The 15,669-nt window shown below is 71.8% G+C and carries 5 protein-coding genes; all 5 read left to right on the plus strand.

All coding sequences use genetic code 11. The features are described 5' to 3' along the window. Positions 1–16: 16 nt before the first annotated feature. The 5 genes from DS843_RS31530 to DS843_RS07910 all read left to right on the plus strand — a co-directional run bounded on the left by DS843_RS31530 (position 17) and on the right by DS843_RS07910 (position 15,641). Positions 17–7,807, plus strand: a complete 7,791-nt coding sequence (locus DS843_RS31530; protein WP_208852204.1) for an ICP22 family protein — start codon at positions 17–19, stop codon at positions 7,805–7,807. A 221-nt stretch (positions 7,808–8,028) separates the two neighbouring features. Then, positions 8,029–9,336 carry a TolC family protein gene (locus DS843_RS07895; RefSeq protein WP_286191993.1) on the plus strand — a complete coding sequence of 436 codons (1,308 nt, stop codon included), beginning with the start codon at positions 8,029–8,031 and terminating at the stop codon, positions 9,334–9,336. Further along, positions 9,333–11,015, plus strand: a complete 1,683-nt coding sequence (locus DS843_RS07900) for an ATP-binding cassette domain-containing protein (protein ID WP_149468328.1) — start codon at positions 9,333–9,335, stop codon at positions 11,013–11,015. The genes DS843_RS07895 and DS843_RS07900 overlap by 4 nt, the downstream gene beginning before the upstream one ends. Next, positions 11,012–12,355, plus strand: coding sequence for an HlyD family type I secretion periplasmic adaptor subunit (locus DS843_RS07905; RefSeq protein ID WP_149468329.1), 1,344 nt, complete (start codon positions 11,012–11,014; stop codon positions 12,353–12,355). The genes DS843_RS07900 and DS843_RS07905 overlap by 4 nt, the downstream gene beginning before the upstream one ends. Before the next feature lie 202 nt (positions 12,356–12,557). Then, on the plus strand, positions 12,558–15,641 hold the full coding sequence (locus DS843_RS07910; protein ID WP_149468330.1) for an ABC transporter substrate-binding protein: 3,084 nt from the start codon (positions 12,558–12,560) through the stop codon (positions 15,639–15,641). The last annotated feature ends 28 nt before the right edge of the window (positions 15,642–15,669 follow it).

Raw genomic sequence — 15,669 nt, forward strand, 5'->3', positions numbered from 1 at the left:
TGGCGAGAGGGCCGATATGCCTGACACCCTGGACGCCACCGCCCCGCTTCTGACCATTCCCGACGCCCTCGCGTCCGAAGCGGCGGCGGTGCTGCTGGGCGGCGATGCCGGCGCGCTGAAGGCCGTGCAGGAGAAGCTGGCGGCGGCGCTGACCGGCCAGGGTCTGCCGGGAGCCGCCGCGGGCACGGTGGCGGACGGCTGGATGCGCGACGTCGCGGCGGGGATCGGCGCCAGCGCCACGCCCGACACCGCCATCGCGCAGGCGAGCCGGATCGCCGCCGGAGCGGCGGCGCGCATGGCCGAGGCCGCGCAGGAAACGGCGGCGCTGACCGGGGAGCAGCGCTTGGCCGTCGCCCTCGCCCAGGGGCAGGGAGTCGAGGTGGGCTCCGACCTGTCGGCGGCGCTGTTCAGCGGCGTGATGGACCCGCTGGCCCGCCCGGCGGATTCCGCGGACCCGATCGCGGCCTTGTCGCAGGCTTTGACCGCCCCGCCTCACCCCCCCGCGATGCCGGAAACGGCACCCGCTTCGCCGTCGGACAAGCTCGCCGCGGCGCTCGCGTCCGGGGTGGGGGTGGGGGACGCGGTCGAGGCGCTCGGCCCCGGCCAGGGCGGCGCCTTCGCCGAGGCTTTGGAACAGGCCCTGTCCAGCGGCGCCGACACCGGCAGCGCCGTTGCCGCCGCGCAGACGCAGAGCGCCGCGAGCGGCGTTCAGGCAACCTCCATCACGGTCGAGCAGACCGACGGCGCGCGGATGCTCGGCGCCCTCGCGTCCGGCAGGACCGACGCGGCGGGCGGCGCCCTGGGTGGCGATCCCGCCTTCGCCAGCGTTCTGAACGACGCGCTGGCGCAGGGCGCGCCACCCGACGCGGCGCTCGGCGCGTCAGCCAAGGCGCAGACGGAGATGGCGGCCCGGCAGGACGCCGCCATGGTGCCGCCGAAACCTGCGGACGCGCTGGTCGCGTCGCTGTCGTCCGGCCAGAATGTGGCGGCGACCCTCAAGACCTTCGCCGCCGCCGCCGGGCTCGACGGTGCGGCCTCCGGCGGGTTCGGCGAGGCCCTGGGACGGGCCTTGTCCACCGGCCAGGAGATGTCCGGCGCGCTGGGATCGGCGCAGCAGACCGTGTCCACGGCGATGACCCTGTCCGCGGAAACGGCGAAGGGCGTGAAGAGCGACGGGCTGATCGCGGCGCTCGCCAGCGGGCAAAACGTGCAGCAGGCGGTCCAGGCGCTGGGCGGCTCCGGGGCGGCCTTCAACGCCGCGCTGGGGCAGGCGCTGGCGGACGGGCGGGCGCCCGGACAGGCGCTCGCCGCCGCCCGCCAGAGCGCGGACACGGTGCAGCAGAACGCCCGGAGCAGCGAAGTTCCCGTCTCCGCCGAGAACAAGGCCCTGGCCGATCTCGCCACTCCGGCGACCGGAGGGGAACAGTCCGGGGATGGCGGTGCGGAGGCCGCTCGGAAGGCTGAGAACCCGGACGGCGAGCCCACCGGGCAGGTGGCCGACGCCACCGCGGCGGAAGGCAAGGAAGAGGGGAAGGAAGAGGGCGAGGCCGAGAAGGACGGCGCAAAGGAAGACGGCGCAAAGGAGGACGCGAAGGGCGAAGCGGACGGCAAGGCCGCTGCCGAAGCCTCCTCCGATGGGGAGCCCGCGGACGGCGAGGCGTCTCCCGCCCCGGCCAAACCCGCCGGGACTGCCGAACCCGCTCTCACGGCGATCAGCTTCGACGCGCCGGGCACCGGCAAGGGCGCCGACGCCGCCGTGCAGAGCGCTCCGCCCCCCGCATCGCCGGCAAGCACCGCGCCCGCCGCCGCCCCGGGGGTCACCAAGGCGCTGACGAGCGACCCCTTCGCCGTCGCCGCGCAAACCCAGCAGCAGGTGGCCCGCGCCATCGAGAAGGCGGACTCCATCCAGCCTCCGGCCACTCCCCCGGCCACCCCTACGGTCGTTCCGGCCACTCCCGCCACTCCGCCCCCGCACCACGCGGCGGCCCCCATCCTCTCGGCGACGTTCGACGCGGCGGCCCTCGCGAAGGCGCTGGCGATCGCCGAGGGCACCGCAGCGCCCGCCGGTTTCGCCGTCTTCCACCTGATCGAGGCGATGTTCCAGCCCGGCGAGGCCGGAAGCCGCGTGGTCGGCATCGCCGTGGTGGCGAACCCGGACTCCCCGCTCGGCGTCTGGCAGTACAGCGTGGACGGCGGTGGCTGGCTGGCGGTGGGCGCGGTCGCCGACGGCGCGGCGCTCCTGCTTCCGGGCAGCGCCTTGCTGCGCTTCATGCCCGCCGCCGGGGCCTTCGGAACGGCGCCGTCGCTCGGGCTGCGGGCGGTGAACGACGAGTGGACCGAGGGCTTCAGCGGCGCCGGGGACCGGCTGTTCACGCTGGCCGCCGTTGGGGGAACCACCCCCCTGTCGGCGGATGTCGCCCGGCTGTCGCTGGAGGTGACCCCGGTGAACGGCGCCCCGGTGGCGACCGGCACTCAGGCGGTCCTGGGCGCTGTTGAGGAAGACGGCGCCGACCCGGCGGGCGCCAGCGTGGCGTCGCTGTTCGGCGGGCTGTTCTCCGACCCGACCGACGCGGTGTTCGGCTCCGCCGGCAACGGCTTCGCCGGGGTGGCGGTCGTCGCCAACGCGGCGGCCGCGGCGCAGGGGCAATGGCAATATTGGTCCGGCACGGCCTGGACCGCCGTGGGAGACGTCGCGGAGGGATCGGCTCTCCTCCTCGCCGCCGACGCCAAGCTGCGCTTCCTGCCCGCCGCCGACTGGAACGGCACCACCCCGGCCCTGAGCGTCCGGCTGGTCGAGGACGGCGGTGCGGCCATCGTCACCGGAGACCGCGTGGACCTGACCACCGGAGCCGGCGGCAGCACCGTCTACAGCGCCGGGATCGTCGTGTTGACCGGGACCGTCACAGCGGTCAACGACGCTCCGGTTGCCACCGGAACGACCGCACTCCTGCCTGCGGTCGCGGAGGACGCCGCCAACCCCTCGGGCGCCAGCGTCACGAGCCTGTTCGCTCACCTGTTCTCCGACGCCGCCGATGCCGTGACGGGCGGGTCCCCGGCGAACGGCTTCGCCGGGATCGCCGTCGTCGGCAACGCCGCGACCGCCGCGCAGGGCGTCTGGCAGTATTGGACCGGCACCGCCTGGGGTGCCGTTGGTGCGGCCTCGGACGGCAACGCCCTTCTGCTGGCCGCCGACGCCACGCTGCGCTTCCTGCCCACCGCCGACTGGAACGGCACGACGCCGGCTCTGACCGTCCGGCTGGTCGACGATTCGCAAGGGGCCGTGACCAGCGGCGGACGGATCGTCCTGACAAGCGTGGGCGGCGACAGCCGCTACAGCGCCGGCACCGTCGCCCTGACCACCACCGTCACCGCCGTCAACGACGCCCCGGTCGCCACCGGCACGGCGGCCACGCTGCCGTCCATCGCGGAGGACACCGCCAACCCTGCGGGCACCACCGTCGCCGCCCTGTTCGGTCCCCTGTTCTCCGACCCGGCGGACGCGGTGAACGGTGGTTCCGCCGCCAACGGCTTCGCGGGCGTCGCCATCGTCGGCAACGCGGCGACCGCCGCCCAGGGGCAATGGCAGTACTGGACCGGCACCGGCTGGACCGCGATTGGTGCGGTGTCGGACGGCAACGCGCTGCTGCTGGCCGCCGATGCGAAGCTCCGTTTCCTTCCCGCAGCCGACTGGAACGGCGTACCGCCGAACCTCGTGGTGCGGCTGATCGACGATTCCCAAGGGTCGGTCATCACCGGCGGGTGGGCGGACACGATGACGGTGGGCGGCGACAGCCGCTACAGCGCCGGCACCGTCGCCCTGACCACCCCCGTCGGCGCCGTCAACGACGCGCCGGTCGCCATCGGCGGGACCGCTGCCCTGCCGGCCATTGCGGAGGACACGACCGATCCGGCGGGGGCCACGGTTTCCGGCCTGTTCGAGCCTCTGTTCTCCGACGCCGCCGATGCGGTGACCGGCGGGTCTGCCGCGAACGGCTTCGCCGGAATCGCCGTCGTCGGCAACGCCGCGACCGCGGCACAAGGCGTCTGGCAGTATTGGAACGGCACGGCCTGGGCCGCCGTGGAGAGCGTGACCGAGGGATCGGCTCTCCTCCTCGCCGCCGACGCGAAGCTGCGCTTCCTGCCCGCCGCCAACTGGAACGGCACCACCCCGGCCCTGACCGTCCGGCTGGTCGAGGACGGCGGTGCGGCCTTCGTCACCGGCGGCCGCGTGGACCTGACCACCGGAGTCGGCGGCAGCACGGTCTACAGCGCCGGAACCATCGCGCTGACCGGGACCGTCACGGCGGTCAACGACGCCCCCGTCGCCACCGGCACGACGGCCACCTTGCCCGCCGTCGCGGAGGACACCGCCAACCCCTCGGGCGCCAGCGTCACGAGCCTGTTCGCTCACCTGTTCTCCGACGCCGCCGATGCCGTGACGGGCGGGTCCCCGGCGAACGGCTTCGCCGGGATCGCCGTCGTCGGCAACGCCGCGACCGCCGCGCAGGGCGTCTGGCAGTATTGGACCGGCACCGCCTGGGGTGCCGTTGGTGCGGCCTCGGACGGCAACGCCCTTCTGCTGGCCGCCGACGCCACGCTGCGCTTCCTGCCCACCGCCGACTGGAACGGCACGACGCCGGCTCTGACCGTCCGGCTGGTCGACGATTCGCAAGGGGCCGTGACCAGCGGCGGGCGGATCGTCCTGACAAGCGTGGGCGGCGACAGCCGCTACAGCGCCGGCACCGTCGCCCTGACCACCACCGTCACCGCCGTCAACGACGCCCCGGTTGCAACCGGTGCGGCGGCAACCCTGCCGACCGTCGCGGAGGACACCGCCAACCCGGCGGGCGCCACCGTCTCCACCTTGTTCGGTCCCCTGTTCTCCGACGCCGCCGACGCGGTCGGCGGCGGGTCGGCGGCGAACGCGCTGGCCGGTGTGGCCGTGGTCGGCAACGCCGCCGGCGCAGCGCAGGGACAATGGCAGTACTGGACCGGCACCGGCTGGGCCGAGATCGGTGCGGTCAGCGGGGGCAACGCCCTTCTGCTGGGGGCGAGCACGGCGCTGCGCTTCGTTCCCGCCGCCAACTGGAACGGGACGACTCCGGCCCTGACCGTCCGGCTGGTCGACAACTCGCAAGGCCCGGTCGCCAGCGGGGAGCGCATCGACGCGACGAGCGTCGGCGGCGACACCCGCTACAGCGCTGGCACCATCGCTCTGACGGGCAGCGTCACCGCCGTCAACGACGCCCCGGTCGCCACCGGCACGGCGGCCACGCTGCCGTCCATCGCGGAGGACACCGTCAACCCCGCGGGCACCACCGTCGCCGCCCTGTTCGGTCCCCTGTTCTCCGACCCGGCGGACGCGGTGAACGGCGGTTCCACCGCGAACGGGTTCGCGGGCGTCGCCATCGTCGGCAATATGGCGACCGCAGCGCAGGGGCAATGGCAGTACTGGACCGGCACCGCCTGGACGTCCGTGAGCGCCGTGGCGGAAGGATCGGCGCTGATCGTCGCGGCGAGCGCGATGCTCCGCTTCGTTCCCGCCGCCGATCGGAACGGCACCACCCCGGCCCTGACCGTCCGGCTGATCGAGGACGGCGGCGTGCCCGTCGTCACCGGGGGCCGCGTCAACCTGACGAACGGCGTCGGCGGCAGCACGGTCTACAGCGCAGAAACCGTCTCCCTGACCGGAACCGTCACCCCCGTCAACGACGCGCCGCAGGTCACCGCCGCCACGGCGGCGCTGACGACGGTGAAGGGCGTGGCGGTGGCGGTCACCGGCCTGTCGGTGTCCGATATCGATGCCGGAGCGCTTCCGATGCTGGTCACGCTGACCGCCGGCCACGGCACGCTGACTCTGGCGAACGCCGGGTGGGACACGGTCATCACCGGCAACGGAACGGACAGCGTCACCATCCGCGCGACTCTGGCCACCATCAACGGGCTGCTCGCCGCCGCCAACGGGCTTCTCTACACCGCCTCGTCCTACACCGGGGCGGACTCCATCCGGATCGTCGTGGACGACCTTGGCAACGGCGGGACCGGCGGGCCGCTGACCGCCAGCGCCACCATCGGCGTCACCGTGGCGCCACCGAACGCCTCCCCGGTCCTGAAGGACACCAACCTCGACGTGACCGTGGCGGCGGAGGCCCTGGCCGCGCCCAAAGCCGGCACGGCGGGAATCGCGGTGTCCAAGCTGGTCGGGCTGAACGGCGCCGGCCCCGCGAACGTCACCGACACCGACGCGGGCGCGGTGACCGGCATCGCCCTGACCGGCACCAACGAGACCTATGGCCGCTGGTGGTTCTCCACCGACAACGGCGCGACCTGGAGCCTCGTCGGCGCGGTCAACGACAGCGATTCCGCCCTTCTGCTGCGCGCCACCGACCGGCTCTACTTCCAACCCAACGCCGCGGTGCCGGCCACCGTCAACGGCGCCCTGACCATCCACGCCTGGGACCAGACCACGGGCAGCGCCGGGACCAAGGTGGCCGTCACCCTCGGGGCCGGCAGCGCCTTCTCCTCCGCCAGCGACACGGTGACGCTGCATCCCGGCGTGCTGATCCCCAACGGCACCTTCGACAAGGGGCTGACCGGCTGGAGCTACACCGGCGGCGCCACGGTCGGCACGACGGGCGACGGGAATGAGGGAACGCTCACCTCCGCGGGCGGGCGGACGCCGACGCAGCTCGAGGATTTCCTCGGCCTCGCCCACGGCTCCATCGCCGCGGCGACGGGGACGGTCCCCTCCTTCGGGCACGCGATGAAGCTGACGAGCGCCGTGACGGTGACGAAGGACACGACCCTGACCTTCGATTGGACCTTCGTCTTCTCCGACCCCGGCTATCACGATTTCGCTTTCGTCAGCGTCAACGGCGCGGTCACGCTGCTCGCCAAGAGCGCCAGCGCCAGCGGCAAGTTCAGCGTGGTGATCCCGGCCAACAGCACCCTGTCGCTGGGCTTCGGCACCTCCGACACCAGCGACAACAGCGTCAACCCGTTCCTGCGCATCGACAACGTTAAGCTGACCACCGTCGCCAGCGATCCCATCGTTCTGGACATGACCGGCGACGGGCTGGCCCTGCGGGCGCTGGCGGACGGCGTGCTGTTCGACGTGAGCGGAGACGGCGTCGCCGACCGGACCGGCTGGATCGGAAAGGGCAACGCCCTGCTGGTGCGGGACGACAACCGGAACGGACGGATCGACGACGCGCGCGAGCTGGTGTCGGAGCATTTCGGCGCAGGGCCGAACGGTGGCGGCTTCAACAGCAGCCTGGACGCGCTCGCCTCGCTCGACACCAACCATGATGGGCGGCTGGACGCGGCGGACGAGGGCTTCGCGACGCTCCAGGTCTGGCAGGACGCCGACGGCGACGGGGTGAGCCAGCCGGGCGAGCTGCGGACTCTGACCGAGGCGGGAATCCTCTCCATCGCCACCTCGGCCACCCCGACCGACACGACGCTGGCCGGGAACGACATCCTGGGCACCACCAGCATGACCATGGCGGACGGCAGCAGCCGTCTGGTGGCCGGCGTCGCCTTCGACGTCCAGGCCGCCGCCGCGGCGCAGGTGCACAGCCAGCCGCTGGCCCAAACACCATTGACCTCGTCGCCGCAGGCCGACCCGGGGCGCTTCGACTTCGCGGCGCTTCTCTCCTCCGGGCTGGGATTGCCGGACACCATTCCGGTTGTGCAAAATGGTATGAATACGTACTTTGCGGAATTTACGACGATCGCTCACAGCCCCGACACACATGAGGTTGCAAATCACGCCTTACCAATTGTGCACAGTGCGGAAAGTTCATGATGGATTGACAGAATTCGACGCATTTTTAGGTATTTGGATACTGTTTTGTCCTAAATGAATATGAGAATTCTCGATTAGGATCATCTTCGCTGTAGGCCGAACGGCTTAAACGGGCAGCGGTTTCCAGGACCCTCATGCGCAAGTTCTGTCTTATCGCCACGGCTGCGCTCCCACTTCTGACGGGCGCTCCACAACCGCTGCTTGCAAATCCGCGTGACGACGTGGTAGCGCTGATCGGCAAGGCGACGGAGACCCACGACCGGCTGCGGGGAGCGGAGGCCGCCGCCGACGCGGCCCGCAACGCCCTGCGCGTCAGCCACGGCGGCTGGTTCCCGACGCTGAGCCTGTCGGCCAACGGGGGACGTGAGAGCACCACCAAGCCCGCCGGCCTGCCCAACACGGACATGAACGCCTCGCAGTTCTCGGCGCGGGCGACGCAGTTGATCTGGGACTTCGACGCGACCAACGCCGACATCCGGCGCGCGCAGGTGACGCTGGTGCGCGCCGACATCGCGGTGGAACGCACCCGGCAGGAGTTGCTGGTGGAGGGGCTCGGCGCCTATGCCGGCCTCGTCCGCTCCCACCAGTTGCTCGCCTTCGCGCGCCAGTCGGAAGACAACATCCGCCGCCAGACCGGGCTGGAGGAGGTGCGCCTTCAGGAGGGCTTCGGCTTCTCCACGGACGTTCTCCAGGCCAAGAGCCAGTTGGCCGGCGCCCAGGCGCGCCGCGTCGCGGCGGAAGAGGCGACGCAGAACGCGCTGAGCCGCTTCCAGGCCTTCTTCGGCCATGTCCCCTTCCAGGTGAGCAACGCCCAGGTCCTGGCGATGACGCGCGCCACCCTGCCCCCGTCGATGGACGCAGCGGTGGAGGAGGCGCGCCGTCACAACCCGCGCCTTCAGGAGCTTGCCCTGACCGCCGCGGCGGCGCAGGAGGCGGTGTCGTCGGTGCGTGGCCGGACGCTCTACCCCCGGATCGACGGCTTCGTGGAGCGCAACGTCAAGCGCGACGTCGCCGGCCAGTCCGGGCGGCAGAACGAGCTTCTGTTCAAGCTTCAGGTGACCTTCTCTCTGAACACCGGCCTGACCGCCCTCAACAGCATCCGTGTGGCCGAGGCCGACCTGCGCGCCGCCGACGCCACCTGGGCCGACCAGGAGCGCACGGTGCTGGAAACCGTCCGCAACAGTTGGAACCGGCTGGAGAGCGCCCGCGCCCAGGTGCGGTTGCTGAACGATCAGGCGAGCCTCGCCGCCGGTTTCCTCGACGTGGCCCGGTCGGAGCGCGAGCTTGGCACCCGCTCGCTGATCGACATCCTGTCGGGCGAGACGACCCTCATCAACGCCCGCAGCGACGCGGCGGCGGCGGAGACGGAGCTTGTGCTTGCCGGCTACCGCCTGCTGGCCGCCATGGGCCGGCTGAACGCCGCCGACATCCAGACCAAGCCGATGCCGAAGCTGACCGCGCCGGGCCGCGGCGCTTTCCGTGATCCGGGCCGCGATTTGAACAAGCGCGGAACGGGGGAGCAGCGATGACGGGCGGCGCCATCGGGCTTCTGGTTCTGCGGCTGCGCGCCAACCTGCGGCTGACCGCCCGCGTCTTCGCGGCATCGCTGGCGGCGAACCTGCTGGGGCTGGCCTCGTCCTTCTACACGATGCTGGTGCTGAACCGGTACGTGACGCACGGCGTCGATTCCACGCTGGCGGCGCTGACCGTCGGGGTCGTCCTGTCCATTGCCTTCGAGCACCTGTTCCGCCACGTCCGGCTGGGCATCGCCGGGCGCATCGGGCGCGCCGAGCACGAGCGGCTGACCACCGGGGCCTTCGGCATCCTGATGACCGCGCGCAGCGGCGCGGGATCGGCGGAGGGCGACGCCGCGCGGCGCGAGGCGATGCGGGCGCCGGAGCAGATCGACTCCGCGCTGGGCTCCGCCAATCTGGCGACTTTGTTCGACCTGCCCTTCGCGCTGGGCTTCATCCTCGTGGTGGCGCTGATCTCCTGGCCGCTGGCGGCGATCTGCCTCGTCTTCACGCTTCTGGCCATCGCCGCCGGGCTGCTGGCCCAGGCGGACATGCGCGCGGTCGGACGCGATCTCGCCCAGGCCGGGGCCAACGCCCAGGGGCTGGTGACCTCCGCCATCGTCGGGCGCGACGCGGCGGCCCTGTTCGGCGGCGCCAAGCCGCTCCTCGGCGACTGGCAGCGCGCGGCCAAGGCGCTGCGCGTGGTCCGCGAGCGCATGTCGATGCGCCAGGGCCGCGCCCAATCGGCGGCGCAGAGCCTCCAGGCGCTCCAGGGCGTGGCGGTGATCGCCACCGGCGCGGTTCTGGTGGTGCGGGGCGAGCTGGACGTCGGGTCGCTGATCGGCATCAACCTGCTGGTCGGGCGGGCGCTGGCCCCCTTCACCCGGCTGGCCCAGATCGGCGAGTCCCTGGCGATGGCCCGGCAGGCGCAGGCGCGGCTGGAGCAGTTCGCCCGCACCGCGGTCGAGCCGACCGGCGGCACCAGCCTGCCCCGCTACGCCGGGACGCTGGAGCTGCGCGACCTGACCTTCACCCCGCCGGGCGGCGTCACACCGCTGCTGCGCCGCCTGAACCTGTCGGTGCCCGCCGGCAACATCCTGGTGCTGAAAGGCCGCAACGGCTCCGGCAAATCGACGCTGATCCGCCTGATCGCCGGTCTGGCCGACCCGCAGGAGGGCGCCGTGCTGGCCGACGGGGTGGACATCCGCAAGTTCGCTCCCTCGTGGTGGCGCCAGCAGATCGGGCTGCTGCCGCAGGAGCCGGTGTTCCTCAACCGGACCATCCGCGAGAACCTGCTGCTCGCCAACCCGCGCCTGTCGGAGACGGAGCTTCACGCCGTCCTGCACCGCGCCGGGGCCGACCGCACGGTGGCCGATTGCGCCCAGGGGCTCGACACGCCGCTGCGCAACTTCGGGCACGAGCTGCCGACCGGCCACCGCCGCCGGCTGGCGCTGGCCCGCGCCCTGGCGGTCGGCGGGCGGCTAATCCTGCTCGACGAGCCGACCGACGGGCTGGACTCGGACGGCACCGCCACCGTCTACCGCACGCTGATCGAGCTGGCGCGGAGCGGCCACACGGTGATCATCGCCTCCCACGACCCGCGCATCCTCCAGGGCGCCTCGCTGGTGCTCGACCTCGACCAGCCGAACGGCGGAGCGACCGTCCGCGACGCGGCGGGACTGGTGACGCCATGAAGCCGCTCCCCCTGCTGATCCGCAAGCCCGCCGCGGCGACCGCCCCCGTCACCCTGGCGGGCACCGATGCCACGGACACGGAAAGCCGCTTCGGCGACGGCCTGTTCGTCGTCAGCATCGCCGCCTTCCTCGCGGCACTCGGCTGGGCCGCCGTCGCCGAGCTGAACGTCTCCAGCAGCGCCCCCGGCGACGTGGTGCCGCTGTCCTACAACCAGTCGGTCCAGCATTTCGAAGGCGGCATTGTCCGCGACATCCTGGTTCAGGAGGGCGATTCGGTCACGGCGGGCCAAGTGCTGGTCGAGCTGGACCAGACCAAGATCCGCGCCGACCTGGAGGAGCTGAAGCTGCGCCTCGGCTCGCTCTCCGCCGACACCGCGCGGCTGGAGGCGGAGGTCGGGCGCCGCGAGTCTATCGCCTTCCCCGAGCGGCTGCTGCGCGAGCGGCCCGATCTGGCGGCGCAGACCCGCGACCTGTTCCGCGCCCGGCGCGACCGGCTGGCCTCCGACATCGACATCCAGCGCCAGGACATCGCCCAGCGCGAGCAGCAGGTGGCCGCCGTGCGGGCGCGCATCGGCGGCTCCCAAGTGGCGCAAGGGCTGATCCGCGAGCAGCTTTCCATCAGCGAGACCCTGCTGAAGCGCGAGATCACCAACCGCATGAAGCATCTGGAGCTGCTGCGCGACGACGCCCGCGTCAGCAGCGCCATCGCCGAGGACCGCGCCACCCTGGCCCAGGCCGAGGCGGCACTGGCCGAGGCGCGCAGCAAGCTGGTGTGGATCGGGCGCAAGTACGAGGAGGAGAGCCGCAACGCCCTCGACGAGGCCCGCCGCAACCACGACGAGCTGTCGCAGCGCCTGACCCGCTATCAGGACAGCCTGGACCGCAGCAGCCTGCGCGCGCCCATGGACGGCATCGTGAAGACGCTGGCCGTCTCCACCAAGGGCGCCGTCGTCAAGGCCGGCGAGACGGTGGTGGAGCTGGTGCCGCGCGACGGCAAGCTGGTGGTGGACGCCCGCCTGCCGGTGCAGGACATCGGCTATGTCCGCCCCGACCAGCCGGTGGTGGTGACCCTGGCCGGCGGCGACGCCTCGCGCTTCGGCCACATCGAGGGGCGGGTGCGGACGATCAGCCCCGACACGCTGCTCGATGCCAACAAGCAGTCCTACTACAAGGTCCGCGTTGAGCTGCCGGTGACCCGCTTCGACTACGGCGGCAAGACCTACGAGCTGTTCCCCGGCGTGCGCGTGACCTGCAGCATCCTGACCGGGCGGCGCACCATCCTCGATTACGTGTTCTCGCCGGTCCTCAACGGCCTCCAGCACGCGATGCAGGAGCAATGAGGATGGGCAGCCCTTCCCCCGCGTCCAATCCCCTCTCCCGTCCCGGGAGAGGGAGGGACCCGCGCGAAGCGCGGGAGGGTGAGGGTCGTCCAACGGCGCGATCACCCGATCCTTGCATTCACCCTCACCCTTCCCGCTCCGCGGGCCCCTTCCCTCTCCCGAGACGGGAGAGGGAAACCGCTCGCCGCCCGAGGCCCACCCCATGCTGAGCTCGCTCCAGCCCCGCTCCCGGCCGCCGCTGCGCTGGTCGCATCTGACCAAGAAGGCGCGCTTCGCGCTGATCCTGGCGGCGGCGATGCTCGTCACCGTTCTGGTTTCCCTGGTCGTCCGCGCCGGCTTCCTGGGTGAGAGCGCGCGCGAGCCGCTGACCGTGGCCGTCGTCGGGCCGCTCAGCGGGCCGGACGCGGCGCTGGGGCTGGCGCTGCGCAAGGGAGCGGCGCTGCGCGCCGACACCATCAACGCGGCGGGCGGTGTCGCCGGACGCCCGGTGGTGGTCAAGCCCTTCGACGACGAGGGCGACAAGGGCAAGTCGCTGGAGATCGCCCGGCGCATTTCCAACGACCCGTCCATCCTAGCGGTGATCGGCCACACGCCGGACGCCACCGACAGCGCGACGGCGATCTACGCCCAGAGGCAGATCCCGCTGATCGCGCCGCGCCCGCTGGTCCGCCCGGCGGACGCGGCCCCCAGCCCCTGGCTGTTCAGCATCACGCTGGACCGCACGCACGAGACGCGCTTCCTCGCCAACTACGTGCGCAACGTGGTGGGCGAGCCGACCGTCGCCATCGTCCGCGAGGACAGCGAGCAGGCGGCATCGCAAGCCGGGCAGTTCGACGCGATCCTCCAGCGCTTCGGCACCAGGCTGGTCGGCCAGTGGACCTTCGCGCCGGGCCGCGGCGGTGCGTCCGCCCTGCCGGCGCTGGCCCAGGCGGTGAAGGAGAAGATGCCGACCGGCGCCGTCGTGGTCATCGGGTCGGCGATGGACAGCGCGCGGGTGGTGGTGGCGCTACGCGACGCCGGGGTGCGCAACCTGATCGCCGGCAGCTCGGAGATGGCGACGGCGGCCTTCCGCACCGAAATCGTCGCCCAGGCCCAGGCCAACCCCAAGGCATTGACTCCCGAAGCCTACGGCCACGGCCTGCTGGTGTCCTCGCCCGTGCTGTTCGACACGGCCAACGAGCGGGCGCAGCGCTTCTACGGCCAGTATGTGAAGCGCTTCAACGCGGTGCCCGACTGGGCGGCGGCGCTGGGCGCGGACGGCGTGGACCTGATCGCCAGCGCTGCTGCCAAAACGAACGCCGCCACCGGCAGGCCGGACGGCGAGGCTCTGCGCCGCGCCATCGCCGGCCATGACCGCGCCGAGACCGCCTTCCAGGGCACGGTCGGCACCTGGACCTTCGACGCGCGCGGGCAGGCGACCCTGCCGGTGATGATGGCGTCCTACAACGGCCTGAACCCCGTCGCGGCGCTGACACAGTTGCAGCCCATCCGCGAGGCCGGAGTCTCCAACTTCCTGGAGGAGGTCACCAAGGGCCGGGCGCTCTACGTCAACGACCGCTTCATGTACAAGACGGACGTTATCTACACCGGCGTCCAGCTCCACGAAATCCGCGACCTGAACCCGGACGCCAACGAGGCGACGCTGAACCTGACGATCTGGTTCCGCTATCGCGGCGCCTTCAACCCGGCGGACGTCGTCTTCACCAACGCGGTCAAGCCGGTCGATCTCGGCAAGCCCTACCGCGAGGAGCGCGGCGAGGTCACCACCTACGTCGCCTATCGGATCGAGGGGCGCTTCGCCCTGAACGTCTTCGACCAGCGCCCGCCCTACGGCAGCCAGACGGTCGGCGTCAGCTTCCGCCACCGGACGCAGAACCGCAACACGGTGATGTTCGTCACCGACGTGCTGGGCATGGCGCTGGTGGACACCAACGACTTCGTGGAGAAGCTGAAGGCGATGGCCGCGGCGGAGACCGCGTCCGCCGCCGATCCGAGCCTCGCCGACCGCTTCCGCCGCGCGCTGGAGGGCGAGAGCGAAAGCTCCACCCTGCTCGACCAGCTCCGCGCCAAGCGGGTGCTGGCGCCGTCGCCCGGCTGGCGCCTGTCGCGCGCCTGGATCTCCCAGGACGTCGCCTCGGTCGGCAGTGAGGGCGATCCGAACTATGTCGGCTTCGGGCGCCCGCAGCCGGACTTCTCGCGCGTCGATTTCGGCGTGGTCGCGGCACCGGACTCCCCGGCGGCGCGCGACTTCATCCACCGCGACTTCTTCGTCTACATCGCCATCTTCAGCGCGGTTCTGGCGGTCTTCGCAGCGTTCATGGACCGCCGCGACCGCGGCCAGTTCTGGAAGATCCAGACGCTGTTCATGCGCATCCTGTCCTGGCCGCTGCTGCTGATGTCCGCCGGCAACATCGCGCTGGATCAGGCGGTGGCCGCGCTGCCGCCCAGCGGGACCGCCATGGTGGTGAACGGCATCGACGTGCTGTGGTGGATCGTGCCGGCCATCCTGGTGGACCGGACGATGGAGCGTTTCGTCTGGACCCCCCTGGAGATCCGCACCCAGCGCAAGATCCCCGGCATCGTCCGCCGCTTCTCCACGCTGATCGTCTTCGGCTTCGCCGGCTGCGGCATCATCGCCTTCGTGCTGAAGCAGCCGATCACCAGCCTGCTCGCCGCCTCCGGCCTCGTCGGCATGGTCATCGGCCTCGCCATCCAGGCCAACATCGCGAACGTCTTCTCCGGCATCATCCTGAACATCGAACGCCCGTTCCAGATCGGCGACAGCATCCAGATCACCGACGTGGTGCGCGGCGTCGTGGTGGACATGACATGGCGGACGGTGCGGATACGCAACGTCGCCGGCTTCATCGTCGCCATGCCCAACGCCAAGGTGTCGGAGGCGACCGTCGTCAATTTCAGCGCGGTCGAACGGGTGTCGATGAAGCTGGAATACTACGCCGACGCCCGCCACGACCCGGGCCGGATGGGCGGCCTGCTGACCAACGCGCTTCAGACCGCCGACAAGGTGCTTCCCAGCGCCACCGGCGGCCCGCCCTTCGTCCGCTACGACGGCATCCGCGGCGTCAACGGCCAGTGGCTGTGCAAGTACAACCTGTTCTTCTGGGTCGAGGACTACGACGCCACCTTCGTCGTGCCGGAACTGGTCTGGCGGTCCGTCTACCGCACGCTGGCCGAGGCCGGCATCGAGCCGACCCCGCCCGACCTGATGGACGCCGCCGGCCCCGCCGCCGCGGTCAATGCCCAGCGCAAGGCGGTTCCGGCATGAGCAGGCCCGGCATGGACAGGAAGATTCC

Source organism: Roseomonas genomospecies 6 (genome assembly GCF_008365375.1).
GTDB lineage: Bacteria > Pseudomonadota > Alphaproteobacteria > Azospirillales > Azospirillaceae > Azospirillum.